General features: G+C 64.7%; 13 protein-coding genes. 6 read left to right on the forward strand and 7 right to left on the reverse strand.

What is annotated here, in order from left to right:
• Positions 1 to 9: 9 nt before the first annotated feature.
• The 4 genes from OXT71_08625 to OXT71_08640 are packed head-to-tail and all read right to left on the reverse strand — an operon-like array spanning position 10 to position 4,624.
• Entirely contained in the window at positions 10 to 888 is an 879-nt protein-coding gene (locus tag OXT71_08625; GenBank protein ID MDE2926448.1) for an ABC transporter permease, read from the reverse strand.
• Complete coding sequence (locus OXT71_08630; protein ID MDE2926449.1) at positions 879 to 1,862, reverse strand: ABC transporter permease; 984 nt, start codon at positions 1,860 to 1,862, stop codon at positions 879 to 881. Before OXT71_08630 ends, OXT71_08625 begins: the two co-directional genes overlap by 10 nt.
• 10 nt (positions 1,863 to 1,872) lie before the next feature.
• Positions 1,873 to 3,492: an ABC transporter substrate-binding protein gene (locus OXT71_08635; protein MDE2926450.1), complete on the reverse strand. Its 1,620-nt coding sequence runs from the start codon at positions 3,490 to 3,492 to the stop codon at positions 1,873 to 1,875.
• Positions 3,482 to 4,624 (reverse strand): Gfo/Idh/MocA family oxidoreductase, encoded by a 1,143-nt coding sequence (locus OXT71_08640; protein MDE2926451.1) that lies wholly within the window; start codon positions 4,622 to 4,624, stop codon positions 3,482 to 3,484. Before OXT71_08640 ends, OXT71_08635 begins: the two co-directional genes overlap by 11 nt.
• A 228-nt stretch (positions 4,625 to 4,852) precedes the next feature.
• On the opposite strand from OXT71_08640, the gene OXT71_08645 reads away from it, so the two are divergent.
• Complete coding sequence (locus OXT71_08645; GenBank protein ID MDE2926452.1) at positions 4,853 to 6,214, forward strand: aminotransferase class III-fold pyridoxal phosphate-dependent enzyme; 1,362 nt, start codon at positions 4,853 to 4,855, stop codon at positions 6,212 to 6,214.
• 101 nt (positions 6,215 to 6,315) lie between these two features.
• On the opposite strand, the gene OXT71_08650 is transcribed toward OXT71_08645, so the two are convergent.
• From OXT71_08650 to OXT71_08660, 3 genes are all read right to left on the reverse strand, one after another.
• On the reverse strand, positions 6,316 to 7,635 hold the full coding sequence (locus OXT71_08650; protein MDE2926453.1) for a Gfo/Idh/MocA family oxidoreductase: 1,320 nt from the start codon (positions 7,633 to 7,635) through the stop codon (positions 6,316 to 6,318).
• Between the two features lie 125 nt (positions 7,636 to 7,760).
• Positions 7,761 to 8,999 carry a hypothetical protein gene (locus OXT71_08655; GenBank protein MDE2926454.1) on the reverse strand — a complete coding sequence of 413 codons (1,239 nt, stop codon included), beginning with the start codon at positions 8,997 to 8,999 and terminating at the stop codon, positions 7,761 to 7,763.
• 4 nt (positions 9,000 to 9,003) lie between these two features.
• On the reverse strand, positions 9,004 to 10,065 hold the full coding sequence (locus OXT71_08660) for a low specificity L-threonine aldolase (protein ID MDE2926455.1): 1,062 nt from the start codon (positions 10,063 to 10,065) through the stop codon (positions 9,004 to 9,006).
• Positions 10,066 to 10,210: 145 nt separating this feature from the next.
• On the opposite strand from OXT71_08660, the gene OXT71_08665 reads away from it, so the two are divergent.
• The 5 genes from OXT71_08665 (at position 10,211) to OXT71_08685 (ending at position 18,339) form a co-directional block, all read left to right on the forward strand.
• Positions 10,211 to 11,377 (forward strand): aminotransferase class I/II-fold pyridoxal phosphate-dependent enzyme, encoded by a 1,167-nt coding sequence (locus OXT71_08665; GenBank protein MDE2926456.1) that lies wholly within the window; start codon positions 10,211 to 10,213, stop codon positions 11,375 to 11,377.
• On the forward strand, positions 11,353 to 12,348 hold the full coding sequence (locus tag OXT71_08670; protein MDE2926457.1) for an ornithine cyclodeaminase family protein: 996 nt from the start codon (positions 11,353 to 11,355) through the stop codon (positions 12,346 to 12,348). Before OXT71_08665 ends, OXT71_08670 begins: the two co-directional genes overlap by 25 nt.
• Before the next feature lie 46 nt (positions 12,349 to 12,394).
• Complete coding sequence (locus OXT71_08675) at positions 12,395 to 13,774, forward strand: DegT/DnrJ/EryC1/StrS family aminotransferase (GenBank protein ID MDE2926458.1); 1,380 nt, start codon at positions 12,395 to 12,397, stop codon at positions 13,772 to 13,774.
• A gap of 178 nt (positions 13,775 to 13,952) precedes the next feature.
• Positions 13,953 to 15,476, forward strand: coding sequence for a radical SAM protein (locus tag OXT71_08680; protein MDE2926459.1), 1,524 nt, complete (start codon positions 13,953 to 13,955; stop codon positions 15,474 to 15,476).
• A gap of 328 nt (positions 15,477 to 15,804) precedes the next feature.
• Positions 15,805 to 18,339, forward strand: coding sequence for a fructose 1,6-bisphosphatase (locus tag OXT71_08685; GenBank protein ID MDE2926460.1), 2,535 nt, complete (start codon positions 15,805 to 15,807; stop codon positions 18,337 to 18,339).
• The last annotated feature ends 193 nt before the right edge of the window (positions 18,340 to 18,532 follow it).

The following is an 18,532-nucleotide window of genomic DNA, read 5'->3' on the forward strand; positions in this document are numbered from 1 at the left end:
CGCTCCGGCTCAGAGGGAGCGGACGTCCGCCGAGTCCCTCAGTCCATCGCCGATGAAATTGACGGCCAGCACGGTCAGCGCGATGGCGGCCCCGGGCGCCATCCAGAGCCAGGGCATGCCGGCCAGGACCGTGGGTGATTGGGCCTCGTTGAGCATCCCGCCCCAACTCGGCGTGGGAGGGGGAACTCCCAGGCCCAGAAAGCTGAGGGCCGCCTCCAGCAGGATGGCGTTGGCGAAGCCGAAAGTGGCGATGACGCTCAGTGGGCCCACGGTGTTGGGCAGGATGTGCCGCAGGATGACGCGGGCGTGGCCGTTGCCCAGGGAGCGGGCCGCCACGATGAACTCCTTCTCCCGGAGCACCAGGACCTCTCCCCGCACGACCCGGCAGGTGCTGGACCAGCCCAGCAGCCCGATGACCAGGGTGACCGAAGCGAGACTGGGACCCAGGAGGGACACGAACAGCATCACCATGAGCAGGACCGGGATGCTCATCATGACTTCGGTGGCCCTCATGACGGCCTGATCGACGGGACCGCCCGAATATCCCGCCAGCGCTCCCAACAGCGAACCGATCAGCGTGGAGAGGGCGACCGCCAGGATTCCCACGGTCAGCGAGGTGCGGCTGCCGTGGATCACGCGGCTCCAGACGTCCCTTCCGATCAGATCCGTTCCCAGCCAATGGACCGAGTCGGGCGCCTGGTTGAGATGCTCGAGTTCCGTGTGGAAGGGGTCATGCCGGCCCACCCAGGGAGCCAGAAGGGCGGCCAGGATGATGACTCCCAGGAATATCGCACCGCCGCAGGCGAGCCGGTGGCGGAGGAATCGCGCCCAGGGGCCGGGACCCCGGCGGGTTCTCGCCGGTCTCTGTTCGTCTCGGGTCAGATCCATGTCTTCTGCTTCTGAGTGAGACGGACTCTCGGGTCGGCGACGGCGTAGGCGATGTCGGCCGCGAGAGTGCTGATCAGGACTCCGATCCCCACCACCAGGACCACACCCATGAGCATGGAGGGGTCGCGGTCCGCAGCCGCCCGGACGGCCATGAATCCCATCCCCGGCCAGGCGAAGACCTGTTCCGTGATCACCGCTCCCACCACCAATTCCGGCAGCAGGAATCCCAGGACGCTGATGATGGGGATGAGGGCGTTCCTCAGGACGTGCCGCAGGAAGACGACCCGCCGGGACAATCCCTTGCCGCGGGCCGTGGTCACGTGGTCCTCGCGCAGGACCTCCAGCAGGCTGCTCCTGGTGTGGCGCATCAGCAATGCCGCGTTCCGCAGTCCCAGGACCGTGGCCGGCAGCACCAGGTGCCGCAATTGATCGGCCAGGTTGGGGATGGCGCCCAGGGTCGCCATCCCTCCCGTCGGAAGCAGCCGCAGATGGACACCGAACAGGTAGATGGCCAGCAGGCCCAGAAAAAAGGTCGGGGTCGAGATCAGGAGCATGGTGAGGGAACTGAGGGCGTAGTCCAGCCGCGAGTGTTGCTTGAGCGCGGCCAGCGCGCCGAATGGAACTCCCAGGACGATACCGAACAGCAGGGCCGCCCCCATGAGTTTCAGGCTGACGGGTAGACGGGTCCGAAGCTCGTCGCCCACCGACCGGCGGGTCGCCACCGAGTAACCCAGATCCCCTTGGACCAGGCCCGACAGCCACCTGACGTATTGGACGGGAATCGGTTGATCCAGACCCAGCTCGCGGCGGCGCTCCTCGATCCATTCCGGCGACTGCTGGGCCAGGATGCTGGGATCGATCCGGGCCAGAATCGGGTCTCCGGGAGCGAGGGCCAGGGCGGCGAAGGCGACGAAGGTGATCCCCAACAGGACCGGGATCGCGATGAGCAGGCGGCGGAGCAGGTAACGGCCCATGGATGGTCCGCTAAGGATTCAGGGCCCAGGTCTCGACGTTGCCGAATGTCCGGCGTGCGTCGCGGTGCAGAGCGAAGCCTCCCCCCAGCCGCCGGTGACGCGCGTGGACCTCGTCGGGCGCCCAGAGAGGCATGATGGGCAGATCCCGGTTCAGCAGGCGGGCGGCCTGGAAGTAGATCTCGCGCCGCCGGTCCGGGTCCACGGTAGCCGTCGCTTCCTCGAAGTAACGATCCAGGTCGCAATTGGTATAGCCGTACTGCCAGTCGTGCCGTTGGCAGTTGAAGTAGGTGGAGGTCACCTGAGGCCCAAGGCCGTAGGCGCCGCCGTGGGAGCCGGACATCTCGTAGGTGTCCCGCTGCTCGTAGCGGCGGGCGATGTACGCCGTCGACTCCATGGCATGCAACTCCAACCTCAGGCCCAGGGCTCTCAACTGCTGCCCGATGATGGGATAGATCTGAGCCGCGCTGGGATAGGTCTGGTCGTAGATGAGGCGAAGGGGCGTCGCCGTGTCGAAGCCCGATGCCCTCAGCAATCTCTTTGCCCTTTCCAGGTCATACTCGTAGGGGTCCAGTCTCGCGTCAGGCTCCATGCCCAGCGGGATCCCCTCCATGGGTTTGGCCCGGCCCCGGAAGAGGGTCCGGGCGACGAGCTTCCGGTCGATGGCGCAGTAGATGGCCTGGCGCAAGCGCCGGTCCTGAACCACGGGGCGGTCCAGGGGAAATCCTACCGAGATCATGCCGATGCCGGGACGGGTCGTCGTCTCCAGATGGGACAGTTCCGCCAACCGGTCGTAGTCCAGCAACTGAAGCCGCATTCCCAGGTCCAGCTCGCCGCTCTCCAATTGCGCCACCGTCACCTCGGGCCGGAGACGCTTCATGTAGACCTTGCGGATGGAAGGAGCCCCCCGGAAGTAGTCCGGGTTCGACTCCAACTCCACGTAGAGATCGGTCAGGTATTTCACGAAACGAAAGGGGCCGGTGCCCACTGGACGAGTGGTGGTGAAGGAAGCCGACTGCACGGCGTCCGGCTCGATTCCCGCCAGGAGGTGAGCCGGCATGATCACCATGGACGGTTCGGCTAGCTTCTGCAGGAACGTGACGTCGGGTCCCCGAAGCGTGATTCGGACCGTGAAGTCGTCGAGTGCCTCCAGACCCTCGAGCCGGTCGGAGTTTCCGTCCTCGTAGGATTCCGCGCCGGCGATCGCCCCGGCGTACTTGACGTACCGGTAGGGCTCCAGGAGCTGACGGCTGAAGCTGAACACCACGTCCCGGGCCGTGAAGGGCTCGCCGTCGTGCCAGTGGACGTTTTGCCGCAAGCGGAACGTGAAGATGCGGGCGTCGGGCGAAACCTCCCAACTCTCGGCCAGGTCGGGAAGTATGGTCGCCAGATTCGGACCGAGCCGCACCAGTTTGTTGAAGACGAGAAAGAAAATGACGGCCTGACTGAAGGTTTCGTATCCGGACGGGTGCCACATGGGCGTCAGATCCCCCTGCCACGCGAAACGGAGGCTCTCGGAACGGTCGGCGGCGGTGTCGGGAACAACACTCGGGTCGATCCCGGGGGCGCACGACGAGGTCCACGCCAGCAGAACGACCAGCTTGGCCACCAGGAGGCTGCGGTTACGAATCATCGGCGGGCGGAGAGCCGTCCTTTGCGGTGGCGCGGTAGAAGGTGGTGCCGTCGGGCTTTTGCCACTGGAACGGCGGGCTCGTCTCTCGATCCTGAAGGGGCAATTGGAGTTTGACGTTGCCTCTCCGGGAGGATTCGTGGGTCGCCAGGATCAGCTCCAGGGCATTCCGGGCCGTGATTCCGTTGGAGAGGGGCTCGCGCCTTGTTTCCACCGCCTCCAGCAGGTCTTCCAGCAGGTAAACCATGGGCGCGGTATGGTGCATCATCTGAGGGAAGGGGTGTTCCAGGAGCTCCCGGAACACGCTCCCGGAGTTGGTCTTCCGGAGGCGGACTTCGGTGGTCCCGATGCTGAGTACGCCCTTGGTGCCGTTCACCTCCACCCGGTAGCCGGCATGACTGTCCCTGCCGTTGAAGAACGCCCGAATCCCATTCGGATACACGGCATAGAGGCTGCCGCCCAGATCCCGTCCCCGCTGCGTGGGAATGGCCACCATGGATATTTCGGGATCTTCCGAGTGTCCCACGACCCACACCGGCGGTTTGTCTCCAGCCAGGCAGTTCACCAGGTCGAACCAGTGGGTTCCCGACAGGAATAGACGGCCGGGCCAGGTGGCGACGATGCTGAGGACCTGCCCGATTCCCCCCTCGTCCAGGAGGCGGCGGGAACGGAGGATCAGAGGGTCGCCTCTGCGGGTGTGGTTGACGGCCAGGCTGGTGCCGCTCTCACGGCAGGACGCGATCATCCGGTCGGCCAGCGCCAGCGTGGTGGTGAAGGGTTTCTCGCAGAAAATGCCCTTCACGCCGTTGCCGGCGCAGTCGACGACCTGGGAAGCGTGGAAATCCGGAGGGCTGGCGATGGCGACGATCTCGGGACGCTCGGCCTCGAGCATCTCGCGGTGGTCCGAATAGAGGGCATCGACCCCCCATCGTTTCCCGAAGTCCTCCAAACGTTCCCCGTCCGGATCCGCACCCGCCACCAACCGGGTGCGCGGATGAGTCTTCAGGATCTCCGCGTGTCCGAAAGGAAGCAGGATTCGGCCCGGCGCGTCCTGGAGCTCGTCCATGCAGTAGCTGCCCATGGAGCCGCAACCGATGAGGGCGGCCGAGTAGATCTTCCCGGGGTCGTGCACCATGTTCGTCAGGCTCCCGAATTCAGAGGAGAAGAGTCCGTCTCAGGGCGACTCATCATATTGGATCGAGGACGGGCGCGCGAGTCCCCATGCCAGGCCTCGAAGCCATGGGGTGTGGTCAACCAGGACTGTTGACCGGGCCCCGGTGGTTGGATATCTTTCGCTTCAATACCGGCGCGAAGTCTTACTTGAAGTCATTGGAAAAGATCAGGCAACTTAGGAGATAGTAAATTGCAAATAGTTAACAAAAAAGGAAATAAAAGAATCCTGGGTCAGAAGATGTACGACCGGGCCCGGGAGCTCATCCCAGGCGCGACGCAGCTTTACGGCAAGCGCCAGGAGATGACCGCTCCGGGGCAATGGCCCGCCTATTTCACTGAGGCCCGGGGCTGTGAGACGGTGGACGCGGACGGAAATCACTACATCGACATGTCCATGTGCGGCATTGGCGCCACGCTCTTGGGCTATGCCGACCCCGATGTTACCGAAGCGGTGATCCGGCGGGTCCGCAATGGCTGCATGTCTTCCTTGAATCCTCCCGACGAGGTGGAATTGGCCGAGCTGGTGCTGGAGCTCCACCCTTGGGCTCAAATGGTCCGGTTCGGGCGCCTCGGTGGAGAAAGCATGACCATCGCGGTGCGGATCGCCCGGGCCTATACCGGACGGGACAAGGTGGCCTTCTGCGGCTACCACGGTTGGCACGACTGGTATCTGGCCGCCAACATTCCGGTGGACCCCAGCGAGGAGACGGTGGACCGGTTGGGAGGCGGGCACCTGATGCCGGGATTGGAACCGGCCGGAGTGCCCAGCGGACTCGCCGGCACCGCCATGCCCTTCACCTACAACCGGATCGAGGAACTCAGGGCCATCGTGGACCGGCACGGCTCGAATCTGGCCGCCATCGTCATGGAGCCGACGCGCAACTTCGATCCCGATCCCGGTTTCCTGGAAGAGATTCGTGAACTGGCCACCCGCTGCGGAGCTTGCCTGATCATGGACGAGATCACCATCGGCTGGCGGCTGTGGTTGGGAGGCGCCCATCTCAAATATGGGCTGGAGCCGGATATGGCGGTTTTCGCCAAGACCACCGGAAACGGGCACCCCATCTCGGCGGTGGTGGGCCGGCGCGACATCATGCAGGCCGCCCAGAACAGCTTCATCTCCAGCGCGCTCTGGACGGAGGCGGTGGGTCCGACGGCGGCGCTGGCAACCATCCGCAAGTTCCAGCGGGTGGACGTTCGTTCACACGTGGCCCGGATCGGGGAGGCGGCGCGGCAGGGACTGAAGGAGCTGGCAGACCGATGCGGCGTTCCCTTCGGCGCCACCGGTCATCCGGCCCTCACCTTCTACCATTTCGACCACCCTGAAGCGGCCGCTCTCCAGACCCTTTGGACCGTGCGCATGCTGGATTTGGGTTTCCTCGTGGCGGGGGGATTCTATCCCACGTTTGCCCACCAGGAGACGCATGTGGAGCAGTTCCTGGAGGCCTGCGAGCCGGTGTTCCAAGAACTGGCTGAGGCGATTCAGAAGGGGGATATCGAGCCGCGGATCGGCGGTCCGGTGAAACACACCGGGTTCCGGCGGCTCGTTTAGTCTGGAGGGGCGACTTCCAGTCGCCCACGCTTTCTCCGGAGGGAGTCCGGCGGTTAGGAAAGGGAGTCCGGCGGTTAGGAAACCGCCGCTCCCGCTCCCGCTCAACCCGCCTGGATGGTCCGCTTCACCGGATCGAAGGTCATGCGCCTTCCGGCCCAGTAGGCATCGTTGGACATGATGCAGGCGATGGAATGGGCGTAACCGTGGTCGACGTTGCAGTAGAGCCTCTTGGCGTCCCGCTGGCGAACCGCATCGAGCCAATTGGCCATGTGGCTGACTTCGCCCGGAGCATCGGGCACCTCGACCATGTCGGCAACCTTCCCGTCGGCTTTGACGCCCTTGCCGGTGAATCGCCAACCGTGAGACGGATCGGCGTTGGGCTCCTCCTTGCCCTGTTTCCAGTCCATCCCGCCGCCGGGTGAAAAGCTGCCCAGGGTCCCGTGGACCTGCGTCGCCTTCCCGTAGCCGTTGATGAGATTGGTGGAGTAGACGGCCAGGAGTTTCTTGCCGTCCTTCTCATATTCCAGGGCCGCTTCCAAGGTGTCGGGATTCTCTCTCCAGTCCTTGTACCGGTAGATGCCGCCGTGGGCCACGGCGCTCAACGGCGTCGTCACCCCGGCCAACATGTGGGCCAAGTCGATGCCGTGAGTCATCCACTGGTCGATGATGCCGCTGGAGAAGTCCTTCCAGAGGCGGAAGCAGCGGAAGATCCTGGCATCGAAGGGACGATCGGGCCTTCCCATGAGCCAGCTCTTCCAATCCACGTCGCTCTCTTTGACCATGGCGCGCTGCTCGGCTCGCCCGGCCCAACGGTAGGGGCTGTAGGCGTTCCAGAGGATATCCACCTTGACCACGTCGCCGATGATGCCGTCGGCGATCATCTTGGCCGCCTGCCGGTACTTGGGCCAGGAGCGCCTCTGGGTCCCGATCTGAACGATGGTTCCGGCCTTCTTGACCGCGTCGAGGGCGTCGTTGGCCTCTGCCAGGACATTGGACATGGGCTTTTCGCAGTAGGCGTCCTTGCCGGCCTTGGCGGCCGCCGTCAAGACCTGGGCGTGGGCGTGGTCGGGAGTGGCGATGATGACGGCGTCCACGTCGGCGTCGGCCAGGATCTCTTCGTGGTGACGGTAAACCTTGGGGGCCTGTCCCTGGTTCTCCGTCACGAACTTGGAGGCCTTGTCCCGATGGTAGCTCCAGAGATCGGCGATCGCCGTCAGGTGAGCGTTGAAGCGATTGTTGTCGGCAAAAAAGTTCTTGAGGAGGCTTGTGCCGCGGCCGCCCGGACCCACGATCCCCACGTTGAGCCGGTTGTTCACGTTGCGGGCGCTGGCGATCCCGGGGAAACCGGCGACGGCCAGTCCTGCCCCTGCTCCAGCGGAACGAGACAGAAACCGACGGCGGCTGATGGATGACTTGCTCATGACGACTCCTTTTTTCCGGTGCATGGCTCCCGGCCCGAGGGCGCTCGAAGACGGGAATAAGACGATTATGGACGCCGGCCCCTGCGGTCGACTGCCGCCATGGTAGCGGAACCGGCGCCGGAGGATCAAGCCTCCGCGGCGAGCCTGGCCACGGTGGCCCAGAGGCCCGAGGGGAGGTATTTGTCCCATCCCGACCAGCTCTCGATGGAGGTGGACTCCCAGAGGACGACGGCCCGGGCTCCCGCTTCACCAGCCGCCCGAACACCCGCTTCCAACCGCGCCGAACCCTCCACGAGTCCGAGCTGGTCCATGTTGTAGCAGTAGATTCCGGCCAGGATGCCGCTTCCGCCGCCGGACGAGCGCCTGGCGTGGCGGATCTGGCGTTTCACCTCCTCCGGGTCGAGGCGGGCCAGATTCCATTCGGGCAACATGATGTGCGCCTCCCGGCACAGGCCCCCGGCGAGCCACGACGTCCAGTCCACCAGCGCGCCCCGCAAGGCGTCGGTCCGGATCCTCCAGAGGCTCGTCTCCTCCAGGAGTCCGTCACGGACGTAGCGGGGCCAGTCCGGAAGGACCTGGCTTAGCGGGCTCTCCGGCGACACCAGTACGCTCACCGGGTATTCGCCACTGCCGTTCCTCGGCTGCCGGTTGAGCTCCGCCATGAACCGGGTGACGTACCCAGCCCGGTGGCGGATCCAGGCATCGCTGTGGTTGGGCTGCTCCCTGGGATCGACTCCGTGGGTCCGCCGGTAACTCTCCAGGGCCGGCTCCTCATAGCCGTAACGGCAGACGCCGTGGAGGTCCAGTTGCGGAGGCAGGTTCTCGTCGATCCGGGGCAACTGGCGGACGAAGTCCAGTAGAACGCCCCGGAAGCCGTAGGACATGAGCTCTTCGACCACGGCCAGCTTGTGGCGGCGCACCTCCGGATAGGCGAAGCTGAGCCGGGAGGATCTGCGATGACCGTCCCGGGCCACCGCGTGGAACTCCGGATGCTCCCGGGCAAAACGGGTCAGCGAAACCTGGCCGTGGGACTCTTCGTAGGGGCTGTACCAGACCCAGGGCTCCAAACCGGCTCCGAGAGTGCACTCCACGGCCTCTTCCAGCAGGTTCCAGGTCGAGTAGTCGGTCTCGGCCAGGGTGACCTTCCAGTATTCGGGGACCTCGCACGCTTCCCGGTCCTCACCCCGAAAGGTGTCCTCGAGACGGCTGGGGTAGAAGACCCGGGAGCCGCAGTTGGCTCGCCAGTAGACCCTGCGGATTCCTGCGGCGGCGCAGGCGTCCGCGATCCTGCGGACTCCGACCCTCCCCCAATTGCCCCAGGCGGCGGCCCAATCGGGGTGCGTGACGACGGTGTCGATGATCATCGAATCAAGTGAGCGCCGGGTCGGCTCCCAGCTCCCGGAAATCGCGGATCAGGGCATCCACGTCCTCGTCCCGGGTGTCCCAACTGCACATGAAGCGGGCGGCGCCGCCGGGCATGATTCCCACCGTCCAGCCCCGATTCCTGAGGGCCTCCGCCAGGGCGGGCCGGAGCCGAACGAACACGCCGTTGGCCTCCCGGGGATAGGCGATGGAGATGCCCTCCAGCCGTCTCAGGCCCCGCTCCAGCCGGGCGGCGCAGGCATTGGCGTGCCGGGCGTTGCGAAGCCAGGCGCCGCTCTTGATCAGGGCCGTCCAGGGCGCCGACAGGAAACGCATCTTGGAAGCGACCTGGCCCGATTGCTTCCAACGGTACTCGAAGCCCGAAGCCAGCTCCCGATCGAAGAAAACCACGGCCTCCCCCTGGGGCAGTCCGTTCTTGGTGCAGCCGAAGGAGAGGACGTCGACCCCCGCTCTCCAGGTCGTGTCGGCCGGCTCGCAACCCAGGTGGACCAGGGCGTTCGCCAGACGGGCCCCGTCCATGTGGACGCGGAGTCCCAGCTCCCGGCAAAGACGCGAGATCTCCCGCAGCCGCTCCAGGCTGTAGACGGTTCCCGCCTCCGTGGCCTGGGTCAGGCTGACGAGCCGCGGCGCGGGATACTGGAAGTCGCGGGTCCGGGTCTCGACCGCGTTCCGGATGCCGGCGGCGTCCAGTTTCCCGTGCTCTCCGGGTAGGGGCAGAATTTTGGAGCCGCCGCTGAAGAACTCGGGCCCGCCGCATTCCCCCAGGTCGAGATGGGCCGTCTCATGGCAGATGGCCAGCTCATAGCTGCGGCAGAGGTGAGCCACGGCCAGCGAATTGGCGGCCGAACCGGTGAAGACGAAGTAGACGAGGCAATCGGTGGCGAAAACGTCCTGAATCGCGGCGCGCGCCTCCTGGGTATGGGAGTCGAAGCCGTAGGCGGGAGCGTGTCCCCGATTGGCGCGGTCCAGCGCCTCCCAGGCTTCGGGGCAGATCCCCGCATTGGTGTCGCTCGCGAAACCGCGAATCCGGCTATTCCGTATCACCATGTCGACTCCGTGCGTTTCGCCGTGCGAGAGGATTCAGCATGCTTCCCGAGGTTTCTTGACACGACATGGGGCTTGATAGAGCATTTGCGCAATTCGCATTTCCAAGACGGACCGCGAAGGGCTGGTACGCAGGCGCAGAGGGCTCATGACCACAGGCATCGACTGGAATCCGAGTCTGGCCGAGCTTCCGTTTTCTCCCATTCGCAAGTACTTCAACACCGCGGCCGCCATGGAGGACGTGGTTCATCTCTCCATCGGCCAGCCCGATTTTCCCACTCCCTCCCACATCGTCGAGGCGCACGTCCAAGCGCTCCGGGAGGGCAAGACGCGATATGAATTGGACGCCGGACTGCCCCGGCTCCGGGAGGCCGTTGCCGGCTGGTACAACCTCCGTTACGGCATCGAGCTCGGACCCGACAATGTCCTCATCACCACCGGCTGTTGCCAAGCCATGTTCATGGCTCTCACCGCCGCTGTCAAACCGGGCATGGAGGTGATCGTAGTGGAGCCGGTCTTCATCCTGGTCCACATCATTCGCATGGCCGGAGCCATCCCCCGGCCCCTGGTCACCACGGCCGGCGAAGGGTACCAGTTGGATCCGCAGGCGGTGATCGACGCAATCAACGAGCGCACCTGCGCCATCATGATCAATTCTCCGGGGAACCCGACGGGGGCCATCTATCCCGCGGAGACGATCCGGGCCATCAGCGAGGCTGCGGCCGAGCGGGGGCTGGCCCTGATCAGCGACGAGGTCTACGAGTGCCTCATTCTCGACGAAGTGGAGTACGCCAGCGCCTTGACCTGCTCGCCGGCGCTGGATCATGTGATCGTGGCCAGCAGCGTGTCCAAGACCTACTCCATGGCCGGCCTGCGCCTGGGGTGGGCCATCTCCAGCGCCCGGAACATCGTAGACCTTCAGCGTTACCACATGTTCATCAGCACCACCGAGAACACGGCTTCCCAGTGGGCCGTGGTGGCGGCTCTGGAAGGGGACCAGGGTTGCGTCGACGAAATGGTCCGACAATACCGGAGGCGCCGGGACCGGATCGTGGAACTGGTGGATCAGACGCCGGCGCTCACCGGCTACACGCCGGGAGGCGCGTTCTTCATCATGCCCTTTCTTCCCGACGGGGCCGATGGCTTCGAAGTGGCCATGCAGATGCTCCGGGAAGCTCGGGTCTGCACCATCCCGGGGGGCGCATTCGGCCAATCCTGCAACAACGCCCTGCGCATCAGCTTCGCCACTTCCATGGACCAGATCGAGAAGGCATTCGAAAGGATGATTCCATGGCTCGAGAAACAATCATTCTGACCCGCAAGGACATCGGTTCCCGAATCGACATCAAGGCCGCCATCCCCGCCATCGAGCACGCCATGGGCGAGTTCGAGCGGGGCAATGACTTCCTTCCCCCCAAGGCCATCTATCCGTTGCCGATTCCCGGCACCAGCGGCGGGATGGCGGCCTGCATCACCGGCTATACCCAGGCCGCCGACCTGCTTTCCATGAAAGTGGGGCAGGAACGCGCCGACAACCTGGAGTGGGGCCTGCCCACCACCAACAGCTGGATCGCCGCTTTCGAGCCCCGGACGGGCGAGCTCCTGATGATCTGCGACGGCACGCTGCCCACCATGTACCGCACCGGCGCGGCCGCGGCGGTGAGCGCGAAGCATTTGAGCCGTCCCGATTCGGCGGCGCTGGCCGTGATCGGCGCCGGCCAGTTGGGACGCCAGTGTCTGCGGGCGGTGAGCTCGGTCCGGCCCTTCAGCCGGATCTACCTCCACGATCTGCGCCGGGAGGCGGCCGAGCAGGTGAGCCGCGACCTGGCCGGAGAGGCGCCGGCGCCGATTCAGGTGGCGGAGGCCGAGGAGGCCTGCCGCGAGGCGGACGTCATCGTGACCGCGACCACCAGCCGCCGTCCCATCGTCCGGTCCCATTGGGTGCGTCCCGGGACCCACCTCTGCTGCATGGGATCGGATCTGGCCGAGAAGATCGAGTGCGAAATGGAATTGATGCCCCGTTGCCGGCTGTTCGCCGACTTCGTCGAGCATGCCCTGCTTCGGGGAGAGGCAAGTCAGGCGGTGGAGGCCGGAATCCTGGGACAGGACTGTTATGCCGGCTCGCTGGGCCAGGTCATCAACGGCGACGTCGCGGGCCGGACCGGCCGGGACCAGATCACCCTCTATGACGGAGTGGGAATCGGCATCCAGGACACGACCATCGCGAGGACCATTTTTCAGCAGGCTCGCGACCAGGACCTGGGCGTCCACGTGGCCTTTTCCTGAGGCTGCGGACGCAGGATCCACGCGGGGGCACGAACGGGAGGTGCAAATGAAAGGCAGAAATTGGTCGCGCCGTTTCTTTCTGGGAGCCTCGGCCGCCCTCGCAGGCGCCCGGCTGACGGGCCGGGCGGCCCCGGCGCCGCTGCCGAAAACGACTCGAGACGATCAGTTGGCTCTACTGGGGGGAACTCCGGTTCGGTCGCAGCCCTTCGCCTCGTGGCCGACCCTCGAGGACGGTGACCGGGAGATTTGGAAGGAGGTGCTGGAAACGCGGCGTTGGAACCGCCGGCGCGGCAACTACGTCGACCGTTTCGAGGCGGAATGGAGGAATCGCCTGGGCGCCAGGTACGTGGTGGCCACCTCCGGCGGGACCAGCGCCCTCTACACCTCGTTGGTAGCCTTGGGCGTGGGACCCGGAGACGAGGTCGTCGTGCCCCCCTACACCTTCGTCGCCACCATCAACGTGGTTTTGCTCTGCCACGCACTCCCTATCTTCGCGGACACGGACCGGGCGACGTCCCAGATGGATGCCTCTCGAATCGAGGCCGCGGTCAGCGGCCGGACCCGGGCGGTAATCCCGGTGCATCTGGGTGGGAACGTTTGTGACATGGACCGGATCCTGGAGGTCACCCGGCGCCGGGGGCTGAGGGTAGTCGAGGACGCCTGCCAGGCCCACCTGGCGGAGTGGAGGGGACGGAAAGTGGGAACCCTGGGGGATCTGGGCTGTTTCAGCTTTCAGGCGTCCAAGAATCTCAATTGCGGAGAAGGTGGAGCGATTTCCGGTGACGACCCCGAACTGATGGCCACCTGCACCAGCTTCCAGGATGCGGGGCGGGGCTACCAGGCGACCGCCGAAGGACGCCTGGAGCGAGCGGCTGCACCGTTGAACCACGTGCGAAGCGGCGACAACCGGCGCATGACCGAATTTCAGGGGGCGCTGCTGCTGGGCCAATTGCAGCGCCTCGATGCCCAGACCCGGCGCCGAAGAGAAAACGCCGCCTACCTGACTCGGATGTTCGACGAGATTCCCGGAATCGAACCTCCTGGGGAATACGAGGGATGTACCGGCAATGCCTATCACTTGTACATGTTCCGCTACCGGCCCGAAGCCTTCGCGGGAGTTTCGCGGGAACGCTTCCTGGAAGCGCTTCAGGCGGAAGGGGTTCGCTGTTCCCCCGGCTACCGTCCGCTGAACCGGGAGCCGTTCCTGGAGCAGGCGCTCCGATCCCGGCACTTTCGAAGAATCTATCCGGAAAATGTGCTCAAGGAGTGGCCCGAGCGGAACCATTGTCCCGAGAACGACCGGCTCTGCGAAGAGGCGGTCTGGTTGGGACAATCGGTCTTTCTGGGTTCGCGTTCCGACATGGAAGAAATAGCGGCTGCGGTCCGTAAGGTCAGGCGGCTGGCCTCGACCCTGGTCGAGTCGTGACCCGTGCGGAGACTGTGACCGAAACTGCGGCAACGGTGGGTGGAACGCTGTACATCCAGAAGAGGCTCAAGTAGACTCTGCGCTTGAACTCCCTGAAAGGTGCCCGCGAGTCCCTGTTGCCTGATTTGCTAACGATGGAAGTCGGCCGACCGCCGCGCCCCAAGATTAGGAAGCGCTCATGAACATTCTTTTGTACAACCCCGACAACCAGGTGACGAAGAACTACATGCCGCATCTATGGATGTTTGTTCTGCAGGCGGTGACGCCGCCGGGGCACCGGGTGTTTCTGATCGACGGAAACGCACAGCCCATGACCCGGGCGGACATCATCCAGTTCGTCAAGGACAATGACATCCAGTTGGCCGGCATCGGCGCCATGACCCGGATGGCCGCCCGCGCCTACCAGATGGCCGACGCCATCCGTTCGGCCGGGGCCAAAGTGGTGATGGGAGGACCCCATGTAACGGAGGTTCCGGACGAGCCCATCGGCAGGAGTGACGAACCCCGGCATGCCGATGCCGTGGCGCTGGGCGAAGCGGACGATATCTGGCCCAAAATCGTGGCCGATGCGGAAGCGGGTCAGCTCCAGGAGGTCTACGAACCTGTCGACGAGACGGGCAAGGAAGTCAAGCCCTCTCTGGACAACTACCCCAGAATTCCGTGGGAGACGCTGGATCTGCGCCAGTTTGACCTCATGTCCAAGATCCCCAACTGGGGCCGCTACCTGCTGAGGAAAGCGGGAAACACGTGGAAGGGCCTTTACATCGTCCCCGTCGAGTCCGGCAGGGGTTGTCCTTACGGATGCGATTTCTGCACCGTCACCGGGTTCTTCGGCGACTCCATTCGCTTCCGAAGCGATCAGAGCGTCGTCGACGAGATGCTGCGGCTCAAGGCCCGGGCCCGAAAGGAGAACAGCAGAGTCGGCGTTTTCTTCATCGACGACAACTTCGCCCTCAACAAACGGCGGACCAAATCGCTGCTCCGGGAAATCATTGCCCAGGATGCCGTAATTCCCTGGGTGGCTCAGATCAGCGTGAACCTGCTGAAAGACGAAGAGCTGGTGGACCTGATCCAGCAGAGCGGCGGCCGGTGGATCTTCATGGGTCTCGAGTCCATCGACACTGAGAACCTCAAGGACGTGAACAAGGGTTTCAACAAGCCTGCGCAATACGCCGAGGTTCTGGATCGCCTCGCCAAGCGCGGCATCTACTCCATCACCTCCTTCATCTTCGGAATGGACGGCGATCGCCCGGGGGTTGCCCGGAAGACTCTGGATGTCATCGACAGTTGGCCTCCGGGGCTGCCCGTATTCGGTCTGCTGACGCCCTATCCTGCGACTCCGTTGTACGATCGCCTGCTGGCGCAGGATCGGCTGACCCGTCCCAAGCACTGGCTGGATTTCAGGCCTTTCCGCATGGCCTTCACTCCCAACAACATCAGCATCAAGGCGGCCGAAGCCGAGGTTCACGAAGCCTGGACCCGGTCTTACTCACCCCAGACCACGGCCCTGGCGCTGAAGAAGATCGAGGGGCGTCCCTTCCACGAACGAACTTTGATGTTCTTCACGCGGCTGGCGTTCCGGGGCATCTACTTCCCCCAGATGAAGAAGCGGCATTGGATCCTGTTGCTCTGGCAGAACCGGTCCAGCTTTATGCGCATTCTGTCCGAGGGCATTCGAGAACTTCGCCGTTCGAGAGCCTGACCGCATTGCAGCGCCTCCTCCGGACGGGTGGCGGCGTTTCCGGGTCCCATGGCCCTCCTCGTTGACGAGCGCCTGCCAACACCCATCCCCGGCACCAGGCCGCAGCAGAGGCCGTTCAGAAACGCAGACTTGCGGAGGCTCTCTATCATTCCCTCCTTCGGGGTTTTTCCATGTGTCGTCGGGAGCGCCGGCCGACGACGTTTTTTTCGGAGGATAAGGGTACAATAGCGCCGTCCGAGTGAGAGTTGGCTGATCGACCGCTGTGGCGCCCCTCCAGCAGATCCGGTCGCCGGTACGGGTAAATCGTTTTAACTATCGCCTGGGAGTCATGAGCAACATGAAAACGGGGAATTCCGTCTCCGCACAATCCAATGTCACTATCGTTTCCGTAGATCTGGGCCGCTGGACCAAAACCGAGAGTCCGGCCGCCCTGGTGCAGGCCGTCAGAGCGGAAGTGGACGCCTCGGGCCTCCAGGCGGGACTCCGCGGGTCCTGGGTACGGGGCTTCGGCGGCGACCTTCACATCCATCTCTCCAGCCTGAACGGAGATTTCGCCGGCGGGAATGCGGTTGATGTCTCGGCCCGGATCGGACTGCGAGGTGGACTGAAGGGCCTGGAATACGCGTTGGCGGCCGGTCTGGCCGGACCCGAAGCGACGGAGGTCTTCTCTCTGGCCCCGGACGCCCAGCGGGAGGCTCTGGGCATCCGACTCCTGAATTTTCCCTATACCGAGCGGGGTGCCGAACCCATCTTCTTGGCCAAGGCTCTGGACGGCGCATGGGGCTTTTTCAACCGGTCTCTCTTCAACCTTTTCTTCAACCCTGACAAGGGCTCCGGACGGAGGATCGAGGCCAACGACTATCTCGGAGTGGTCGAGTCCATCGAAGACCTGGCTGCGGGGCGGGACCGGATCCGGACCTACGAGTTCGGACCAGGTCAACTGAACGAGCTGGTGGCTCTCATCGCCGACGCCGAGCAATGGCGCCTGAGCCAGGTCTATGCGGTCCGGGGCCGGTTCGCGGAGGGCGCGCTTCGGGATGAGCCGGCCGCTCTGGTGGGAGGGAGCTTCAATCCCATCCTGATCGGACGTTCCCAGTCGGGACTGCCCGCCATCGGTGAATTCACGCAAGCGGCCGGCGAGTTTCATTTCGGTCCGGGAGGACACGGCGGTGAGTACCGGGTCGGGCTGGTGCCGGTGGACTTTCCCGGAAGCCGGGCCCTCCATTCCGGGGAGGGAGCGGCCCGGATCGTGGCCTACGCCTACCAGTCGTTCGATCGGGGCCGCATCCCTTCCGACACCGACGTCGTGGACGTTTTCGATCAGAATCGGCCCGAAACCCGCTGCCTACAGAGAGACGCGGCCGACCTGATCCGGCACATGGCCGGGCAAGGCCAGTTCGAACCGTATCTGAATCCCCAGGCATCGGAATCCAGGGCTGCGGACCTGGCCGCACGACTCTCGGGACGGCTCGAGGACATTCCCGATGAGGATCCTCTGATTGCAGGCGCCAACCAGCGGGCGCGTTTCACCATCTCCGACATCAAGGCCGACGGCGGAGGCAAAGTGGGCCACACGACGCCGCCGAACCATTTCCGGTTCGTCGCCAAGGCGAGTCTCCAGGAAGCGACGGAGCTGGGTCTCATCTCCTCGACCTCCGAGGTCATCGAGGTGGGCGACGACGAACACCTGCTCATGACCCATTCCCGCGGCGCCGACGACAACGCGGTTCACCTTTTCGCCTATCGAACCTTCTTTCGCCAGGTCTGGGTTGCCGGCACCCTGGGCTACAAGTGGTACGGTCTGGGCCAGGATCTCGTGGGAGACGCCTCTGCCGGCCGGGCCACGGAGGAGTTGGCTCACCTGACCGACCGGTTTCTGGAGTTGTTGGCCGATCACCTGCCCGATGCCGAGCGGTCTCAACTGGGCGTCCTCGAGAAGGCGTACGGGGATTGGAAAGCCGGATTGGTGGAGGCCGGCGAGCCCGAACCGGTCTTTTCCGGCAACGTCTCGGGACAGGGGCCCGGTTTCGCGGAACTGCCCCTCAACCGGACGCAGCGAGTGGGTCTCCTTTCCATCGACAAGGCGGGGCCGTCGGCCTTCAACCTTCCCGTCTGGTGGGGTCTGAACCACGCACGGACGAGCGGGTCGCTGCAACGGCATCTCGAGTCCATTGGTGGCTCCGGAGCCGTGCTGGAGGTCTGGGACGTGGAGCACCATCGCCGGATCTTCCTGGACCTGGAAACCGAGTCGGGGCATTGTCAGACGCTGCTGGGCGCCGTGGAGAAGTTCAACGTCAAGCGCGTCTGGAGCCGGAACGGGGCGTTCGATCCGGCGCATCCGCACCAATGCCTGGACGAGGTCCTGCTGTCGGCCTCCACCGAGAAGCTGGCCGTCATTTCGGGCGGCGAGTACCTGGGCAAGGATGACCCGGTGCTGCTGTCGGTGGAGCCGCTGGCGGAGGGGCTCAACCTCTTCATGCGGGACCACTTCTACATGACTCAGGGAGACGGGCGGGGGTCCCACTACATGTTTCCGACGCCCCTTTCTTTCCGGGACGCCATCGCCACCATCTCCAGCCGGGGAGTCGCCGTCTCCGCCTGGATCCAATTGGATGAATCGGGTCGCATGACCGAGTTCCGGGACATGTTCGCGGACCCCTCTTACGAGGCGGCTCGAGAACGCGCCTATCGGGTGAACAAGGCCATTTGGGATGCGCACGGCGGCAACTTCATTCCGGTGGGGGTCGGCGCATCCAAGGTGGAGAGTTCATACCCCCTGGCAAAGACTCTGGCCCGCATCACGCGGCCCGATTCGGAATTCGCATCCAGCCGGGGCCAGGACCTCGTCCTGGTTCGGTCCTGAAGCCGCGGAACGCGCGGGACGGGAATCATGGTCCCCGGACAAGAACAGTCGCGAGGATCGTTGGGCGCTGAATCGCGCCCTCAGGCGTTATGCTCCGTTCCTATTCTGCCGGATGACGACGGGCGGGCACGAGAGTGTTCCTCCCTCGTCAGGACCGGCGCATCATTCCTCCGGCCGGCATGCCGGACCTGTG

It is taken from the genome of Acidobacteriota bacterium (assembly GCA_028874215.1).
In the GTDB taxonomy this organism is placed as follows: domain Bacteria; phylum Acidobacteriota; class UBA6911; order RPQK01; family JAJDTT01; genus JAJDTT01.